The sequence below is a fragment of the Streptomyces sp. NPDC007095 genome, assembly GCF_040634475.1.
GTDB lineage: Bacteria > Actinomycetota > Actinomycetes > Streptomycetales > Streptomycetaceae > Streptomyces.
The window spans coordinates 1-7301 of sequence record NZ_JBEYFS010000364.1 but is presented as its reverse complement, the minus strand read 5'-3'; the positions used below and the strand labels follow the sequence as shown (position 1 = coordinate 7301).

General features: G+C 70.8%; 6 protein-coding genes. 1 reads left to right on the top strand and 5 read right to left on the bottom strand.

The window, feature by feature from the left end; genetic code table 11:
- Positions 1 to 229 precede the first annotated feature (229 nt).
- Together ABZ656_RS54775 and ABZ656_RS54770 are read right to left on the bottom strand one after the other, a co-directional pair.
- The gene (locus ABZ656_RS54775) at positions 230 to 2146 is read right to left on the bottom strand and encodes a hypothetical protein (RefSeq protein ID WP_360279782.1); all 1917 of its coding nucleotides are present in this window, start codon (positions 2144 to 2146) and stop codon (positions 230 to 232) included.
- 48 nt (positions 2147 to 2194) lie between these two features.
- A complete protein-coding gene (locus ABZ656_RS54770) occupies positions 2195 to 2731 on the bottom strand; it encodes a tetratricopeptide repeat protein (RefSeq protein WP_180362546.1) in 537 nt (178 codons plus the stop codon).
- 134 nt (positions 2732 to 2865) lie between these two features.
- On the opposite strand from ABZ656_RS54770, the gene ABZ656_RS54765 reads away from it, so the two are divergent.
- A complete protein-coding gene (locus tag ABZ656_RS54765) occupies positions 2866 to 3309 on the top strand; it encodes a hypothetical protein (protein ID WP_101405546.1) in 444 nt (147 codons plus the stop codon).
- Between the two features lie 114 nt (positions 3310 to 3423).
- On the opposite strand, the gene ABZ656_RS54760 is transcribed toward ABZ656_RS54765, so the two are convergent.
- The 3 genes from ABZ656_RS54760 to ABZ656_RS54750 form a co-directional block, all read right to left on the bottom strand.
- Positions 3424 to 4959: a DUF1996 domain-containing protein gene (locus ABZ656_RS54760; RefSeq protein ID WP_101405547.1), complete on the bottom strand. Its 1536-nt coding sequence runs from the start codon at positions 4957 to 4959 to the stop codon at positions 3424 to 3426.
- Between the two features lie 225 nt (positions 4960 to 5184).
- Positions 5185 to 5841: a response regulator transcription factor gene (locus ABZ656_RS54755; RefSeq protein ID WP_099940984.1), complete on the bottom strand. Its 657-nt coding sequence runs from the start codon at positions 5839 to 5841 to the stop codon at positions 5185 to 5187.
- On the bottom strand, positions 5826 to 7100 hold the full coding sequence (locus ABZ656_RS54750) for a sensor domain-containing protein (RefSeq protein WP_360279777.1): 1275 nt from the start codon (positions 7098 to 7100) through the stop codon (positions 5826 to 5828). The genes ABZ656_RS54755 and ABZ656_RS54750 overlap by 16 nt, the downstream gene beginning before the upstream one ends.
- Positions 7101 to 7301 lie beyond the last annotated feature (201 nt).

Below are 7301 nucleotides of genomic sequence, written 5' to 3'. Positions count from 1 at the left end.
CGCTGCGGATGCCGCCGTCGTGGTCGAGGAGCAGGGTGTACGTCACCGAGCCGACCGACTTGGCAACCTTGCCGGTGCACAGGCGCTCCAGGAAGCACGCATTCTCACCGCACCAGGCACAGATCCAAGTACGTCCAGTACGAGGGCCTGTGCCCGGCGCGCCGAGAGCACGCACCTGACGCCGCAGGGCCCGCCCTCCGGGCGGACGACGGGAATTTGACGACAGGACCTAGCGCAGTCCGCTGACCGCCCGCCCGTCCGTCAGGGTGCCCTTCAGCCCCGCCTGCCCCCCCTGCTTCGTCCGTACGGCGAGCAGCGCGCCCCGGGCCGACCCGCTCACCCCGCCCGTCGTGCTGATCGAGGCGGTGTCCTTGCTGCCCGCCGCGAGGAGGTACCAGTCGCCCGTGCCCGACTTCCACAGCACGCCCGCCAGCACATGGGGGTCACGGCCGCCGCACGCGGGCGAGTTCTGGGCCTTCGCCGCGACCGCCCCGTACACCCCGCCCGCGGTGTGGAACTGGGCCAGGACAAGGGCGCCGTCGCCCCGCCAGGTGTCGGCCCGGGTGCACACCCAGGCGGCCTGCCCGCTCGCGTCGGGCAGCGGCTGCTGCGCGTACTGCCAGGCGTTCACGGACCGCACGCCCTGGGAACGCACGGCGGACAGGGAGCAGGCGAACGGCGCCCAGTTCCGCAGCGCCGCCGGGCCCGCGGCCTCGTGGTGTGCCGCGGGCGGCCCCGAGGTGAGGTGGGCCGGGATCAGCTCGCCGAGATCGGTCAGCAGGTGCGGGCCCGAGGCGTCGGTCGCCTCCATGACGTTCCACGAGGTGCAGGTGCCGGTCGGGGCCGGGCCTGCCAGAGGCGTGCTGACACCCTCGGCCGACAGGGTGAGGGGTGTCGGGCCCGCGGTCGGCTTCATCAGGTCGCGCTCGGCCGCCCCGGTCACCCAGGGGGCGGTCAGATAGCGGACGTTGCCGTCGGCCCGGTCCAGGACCAGCGCCTCCGCCTCGGCCCCGGTCGCGCCGTCGACCCGGGCGAAGTCGAGGGCGGCGCCGCCCGTGCCGGCCCGCGGCTCGGCGTACCGGGCGATGCGCAGTCCGTCGTAGAAGAGCACCACGCGCGCCTGGTCCACGTCACCGGCGTAGAGCAGTTGTGGCGGTCCGGCCGGGGCGCCCGAGGGGGTGCCGGGCGTCGCCGAGACCTGCACGGACTCGCCGGGCCGGGCCCAGACGGCGAGTGCCCGGCGCAGCAGCGCGGTGTCCCCGGCGAGGTTGCCGCGCGCGGGCCACACGGAGAAGTCGGTGCGCGCGGACGACCGCCACGCCGTCGGGGCGATCCGCGTCACCTTCCCGGGGTCGAGGGCGGCCTCGGCGGCCGGGTTCTGCGCGTACGACGGGGCGGCGGCGCCGTCGGGTCCCCAGCCGCCGCTGGGCAGGGCGAGCAGCGCTCCGCAGACGGCCGCCGCGACGCCGGCGGCGAGCGCGGCCTTCGTGTGCTGCCTGCGCCGCATCAGGTCGGTGGGCCGGGCGTGCAGCGAACAGGGGTCGAACTCGGGTGACAGGAGCAGGGCGTCCTTGGCCTCGACACCGCCCGCCTCCTTGAGCGCGGCGCGCGGGTCGTCGACGCCCGCCGCCGTCAGCACCTTGCGTACGTCGGGGTCGGGCAGCTTCTCAAGGCCGCGCAGGACGTATGCCGCGCGGGCGGCGCCGGACAGGGCCGACAGCCGCTGGTCCAGGGCGAGTTCGTCGGCGCCGCCCGAGCGCGGGAAGAGCCTCAGGCCCCACACCTGGGGCAGCAGCGGCGGCAGCTGGGATCGCTTGGGCCAGGCCGCGCGCCGCAGCGGCACTCCCGCCTCCAGTGCCGTACGCACGACCTTGAGGCGTACGAGGGCGTAGCCGGGGTCGCCGTCGCGGCCGGTGGCCTGGGCCGGGATCAGGGTGGCGGTCGTACGGCCCCGGGGCAGGGCGCGCTGGGTGAGGGCATGCGCGGTCAGCACCCGTCGGTTGCGGCCGAGGCTCGGCGGCAGCACCAGATAGGCGAGCCGGACGAGCCGCGGGTAGTGTTCGACGAGGGCGGCCTCGGCCTGCTCGACGTCGACGACCGGTCCTGGGGAGGCTGCGGAGCGCTGGGCTACATCCTGTGACTGCACGTTCAGCAAAACGAGCGAATCGGTGGATGGTCACCTGGCTCCGGAGAGTTACTCCCCGGGGTGTACGAGCAGCCGCGCGTAGTTCGCCATCGAGCGCTGGTAGCGGGGCAGATGGGGCGCGAGGGCGGCGATCACCAGCGAGAGGCCCTCGCGTTCGCGGCCCAGGTCGGCGAGGCAGAGCGCCAGAGTGGCGCGTACGGCATCGTCCAACTCGTCGGAAGGGGCGTCGAGTTCGGGAGTGAGGAGCTTGACGCCTTCCTCGGCCTGCCCGATGTTCCGCAGCGAGCTGGAGAGTTGGATCTTGGTGCGGCGGCCGCGGTAGCCGCCGAGGCCGCGGGCGAGCGCCTCCCGGTACAGCGGCACGGCCTGGTCCGAGTGGCCGGTGGAGTCCCAGGCGCAGGCCCGCTCGAAGAGGCCGACGGGGCTGTCCGCGGGCAGTTCGGCGACCAGCGCGTCGATCACCGCCCGGAAGTCCGCCGCGTCCGCTTCGTCATAGTCGTCGAACGTGGCCCAGGCCGCCGCCGTACGCTCTTCCCAGTCTTCGGTCACGGCCACACCTTCGCACACACGTGCCCGTTGCGGCATCGGCATTCCCACGGGATGCCTTTCCGTCCGTAACGAGGGAGATTGAGCACTTGGCGCGCCACAGCCGTATCGAAGACCAGGGCCCTCGCCGGGGCTCTCGACGGCGTGGGCGCCGACAGGCACCGGAGGAACGTATGAGGTTGACACGCGAAAAGCTGAGCGGGCACGGCCTTGCGGTCGTCGCGGCCGCGGCCCTGCTGGCGCTGACCGGCTGCGGCGGGTCGGGCGGGGGAGGGACCAAGAGCGACTCGGCCGGCCAGGTCCCGGCCACCGCGACCGGCAGTCTGGAGGATCTGGCGGCCGAGGTGAAGTGCAAGCCGGACATACAGACGGACGCCGACGAGATCCGCCAGGCGATCTGCAAGAACACCGACGGCAAGTTCGTCCTCGCCACCTTCGCCACCGACCGCGGCCAGCGCGAGTGGATCAACGACGCGAAGGACTACGGGGGGTTCTACCTCGTCGGCGCCAAGTGGGTCGCCGTCGCCGACCAGAAGGTGGTCACGGCGCTGCGCGGCACGCTCGGCGGTGACATGGAGGTCGGGACCGACCACCACCAGCACTCCCACAGCGGCTGAGCCGCGCGCACGGCACACACACAGAAGGCCGGTGACGGGATCTCCCGCCACCGGCCTTCTCAGTGCCGTGCTAGCTCTTCGGTGAAGCGACTACTGCCTTTGGTGAAGCGACTACTACCTGCACTGCTGACCGGTGTTGATGCAGTTGGCGATCTTGTTCGCCAGACCACCGGTGGTGACGCTGATGAAGTCGTCGTGGTCGGTCGCCGACTTGTGGAGCTGCTCCGGGAAGCCGTCCACCGCGTACGCGTTCTTCACCACGCCGTTCTGGAGGACCGGCGGCGCGATCTTGTAGACCAGGCGCATCGTCAGCTGCGGGATCGCCTTGAAGCCGTTGCCACAGACGCCGCTCGCCGGATCGGCGAAGGCCACGTGCGTGCGGTGGTTGGCGCTGTCGATGTTCTGGCCGTCCCAGCAGCTCTGGAAGGCGAACGTGCGGACCACGTTGCTGCCCTGCGGGCAGATCGGGTACTGCGACGTCAGCTGGACCTTGTTCTCGAAGCCGGTGCAGCTCCAGTGCGCGTTGGCGTTCGCCAGACCGTTGGTGGTGGTCTTGGCGTCACCGGTGATGATGCGCAGGAACTGCGGCATCGCGACGACCTTGCTGGCCGGGCTGCCGACGTACTTGATCTGCGCCTGCACGGGCGTCAGGATCTTGCCGACGTTGCCTTCCTTGCCACCGCCGTCCGCGTTCTGGTCGAAGTCCTGCGAGCCGTCCTGGATACGGACGACCGGCCAGTAGTACGACGACAGGTCGTTCTTGTTCTGGCAGCTGGTCCCGCCCTGCAGGAATGTGTTGTTGCTGGAGAACGCGTTGACCTTCTGGTTGCCGACGTAGTCGTGCAGGTGGTGTGCGCCGTTGGTCACGCCGGGCGCCACGATCACGTTGTCGGTGTTGTGGTTCTTGTTCGCGTTCACACCGCACGCGGTGGTGAACGTACCCCTTGAGGCGTTGGCGGACTTCTGCGGCTTGCCCTGGACGTTCGCCGCGACCTTGGTGATGTCGACGAAGTCTGCGGCGACGGGACCGTTTCCGGCCTGGCCGCCGATGTTGGCCGGTGCGCTCGCGCTCGGAGCCGCGCTGGCCGAGGCGCCGCCGTTGTTCTGCTGGCCGCCGTTGTTCTGGCCGCCGTTGTTCTGCTGGCCGTTGTTCTGGCCACCGGCGGTGGTCTGGGCCTGGTTGGCGGTGGTGCCGGTGCAGGCGGCGAGACCGTCCAGCGTGGTCGGCGCGGCGGCGCCCACCCGGGTGAAGTCGATCTTGATCCGGCCGATGACCGCGGTCCGCTTGTCCTTGAGCGGCGACAGGATCGCGTTCTGGACGAAGCCCGCGTCATTGGCCTGAGCCTGACGCGACGAGGCCAGCCGGGCGTACGCCTCGGTGATCTGCTTGTCGAGCGTGGCCAGCTCCGTGTCGACGTTCGACTTGGCGTTGGCGGGCACGCTGGTCAGTTTCTGCCCGACATCGGGGCAGGAGATGGTGGCGACCTGGGCGGCGGCGGCCTTGGTGGTGTTCGGGCTCGAGTTGGTCTCGTGCGCCGAGGCGTAGAAATTCGCCCAGATCAATCCGCCCCCACCGATCGCGAGCGCCGCGGATGCGGCAACGGCGCGAACAGCCAGTGGCGAACGTCGTTTGCGAGTGTTGCGTCCCATGGAACTCCTCTGACTTCCTTGCGGGGCATCGAGGCGCCCGACAGGAGTGAAGCGGCGTCCATCAGTACGCAGGTGACTCCTGAGGCGTTCAGAAACCCTGGAAAATCTTAGAAGTTCGTGAGGTCATTTCCGGCACAATGGGCTCAGAAGCGCATGTTTTTCGGTGAGTTGATCTCGAAAAAAAGGTTTGAACTATATTCAACGACGTCGGCGGGCGCTTCTTCTTCACTGGCTGCCGTGATCCAGATACGCCAGTACGGCGAGTACGCGCCGGTTGTCATCGTCGGAGACCTCCAGCCCCAGTTTGGTGAAGATATTGGAGGTGTGTTTGGCGATCGCCCGTTCTGTGACGACGAGTTGGGCCGCGATCGCCGCGTTCGAGCGCCCCTGCGCCATCAGTTCGAGCACCTCCAGCTCGCGCGGGGTCAGCCGCCCGAGCGGCTGCGCGGTATGTGAACGCCGCGCCAGCAGCTGCTGAATCACCTGCGGATCCATCGCGGTCCCGCCCGCGGCGACCCGCCGCACGGCGTCGATGAACTGCTCCGCGTCGAACACCCGGTCCTTGAGCAGATAACCGACCCCGCCCGTGCCGTCCGCGAGCAACTCCCGTGCGTACAGCTGCTCCACGTGCTGGGAGAGTACGAGCACCGGCAGCCCCGGTCGCTCCCGGCGGGCCTGAAGCGCGCACTGCAGCCCCTCGTCCGTGTGCGAGGGCGGCAGCCGTACGTCGACCACGGCGACGTCCGGCGCCAACTCGGCCAGCGCCCGGGTGAGTTCGGGTCCGCTCTCGACGGCGGCGGCGATCTCGAAGTCGTACGCCTCGAGCATCCGGACCAGTCCGTCGCGCAGCAGGAACAGGTCTTCGGCTAGGACAACGCGCAAGGGATCTCCATGGTGACCATGGTGGGGCCGCCCGCGGGGCTGCTGACGGCCAGGACGCCGTCGAATGTACCGAGCCGCCGCTCGACGCCGGTGAGCCCCGAGCCCGCGCCGACTCGGGCGCCGCCCTCCCCGTCGTCGGTGACGGTGATGCGGAGCATTCCGTCCCTGTGCTGGAGGTCGACCCAGAGGCGCTCGGCACCGGAGTGCTTGACCGCGTTGGTCAGCACCTCGCTGACGGCGAAGTACACGGCGGACTCGACGGGCGCGTCGGCACGACCGTCCATGTCGACGTCCACCTCGCTCACGAGAGGCAGCCGCAGCACCAACGCCCTTACCGCGTCGCCGAGTCCACGCTCGGCGAGCACGGGTGGATGAATACCCCGCACGAGGTCGCGCAGCTCGGTGAGCGCCTCGGCGGAGGACCGACGGGCCTGGGCGAGCAGCTGTCGGGCCTTGGCCGGGTCCTTCTCGATGAGGACCTCGACGGTCCCCAGGTCCATCCCCATGGCGACCAGTCGCGCCTGCGCCCCGTCGTGCAAGTCCCTCTCGATGCGGCGGAGTTCGGCCGCCGACGTGTCCACGGCGGTGCGCCGGGTCTCGGTGAGGACGCGGACCCGTTCGGCGAGTTCGCCGTCGCCGGAGGCGAGGACGGAGCGGGTGAGGAGGAAATGGACCCGCAGGAGGGCGGGGGAGAGGGCGTAGGAGGCGGCGAGGAGCGCCGCGCCCAGCGCCCCCGCGAGGAGGGCGGAGCCCTGTCCCGACACCGGCACGAAGCCGTACCACCAGCCCACGTGCGTGCCGTCCGTGAAGACCCGCCACAGGCCGGCCGCCAGCGCGAAGCCCTCCAGGGGGTAGAGGAGGAGGGCGGCGGGCAGCAGCGCGGTCACGAACCCGGCGGTCATGTCGACCACCAGCCAGCCGAGGTCGCGCCAGGTCGCCGGGTCTCCCAGCATGCGGAAGCAGCGCGTCCACGGGGGCGTGTCCGCGGGCAGGCTCCTGTACGTGGACGGAATCCGTATCCCGCACCACTCGGCGGCGATGATCCGCCGCCGGTCCGCGAAGGCCCGTACGCCGGTCAGGACCCAAGGGGTCGTGACGATCCCCACCCCCGCCGGCACCAGCAGGATCGACACGACGGACAGCACGAAGAGAACAACCGCTCCGGTGAACCCCCCGACGGCCAGCACCAGCCCTCGCCCTGCGGCGACCAGTACCTCAGGCCCGCGCGCCCGTATGCCCCTGCCGCTCCACATCTCCATACCGCCAGTCTCACCGACCCGCCCCGCGAGGTCACTGGGCCGAGCACCAGGGTGGGGGTGGTGCCAGGTGCACCCCGGGGGCGGGGCTTTCCTCGCCCCGCCGCCCCTGCCCGTCCCATCCCGAACCCGGGGGGTGCGCCCCCCGGAAGCGGGTGCGCGGCGTCTGCACGTTATTGCCTGTGGGGTATTTGACCGAGCAGG